Annotated in this window: 1 protein-coding gene; it reads right to left on the bottom strand. The window is 32.4% G+C overall.

The window, feature by feature from the left end:
• A partial coding sequence (locus KHD59_RS02485) for a hypothetical protein (RefSeq protein WP_238120399.1) occupies positions 1 to 204 on the bottom strand: 204 nt, incomplete at both ends.

The following is a 204-nucleotide window of genomic DNA, read 5'->3' as shown; positions in this document are numbered from 1 at the left end:
GCTTGTTTCAAAGAAGCAATGCTTGTTAATAAATCGCTTTGGTGATCATGAGTTTCTGACACCACTTGATTGAGATGATCAATAATTTTACGTTGTTGCTCAAGACGTTTTTTTAACAAACCAATTTCCTCTTGTAAAGAGGTTAATTGTCGTGTTAATTGTTCATTTTGGTTCTTTAAATCTAAGTTATCCTTTGTAACCTGA

Origin of the sequence: Sesame phyllody phytoplasma (assembly GCF_018390775.2) — a bacterium.
Taxonomy (GTDB): domain Bacteria; phylum Bacillota_I; class Bacilli_A; order Acholeplasmatales; family Acholeplasmataceae; genus Phytoplasma; species Phytoplasma australasiaticum.
The sequence above is the reverse complement of the archived record's forward strand: the minus strand, read 5'-3'. Positions and strand labels throughout refer to the sequence as shown.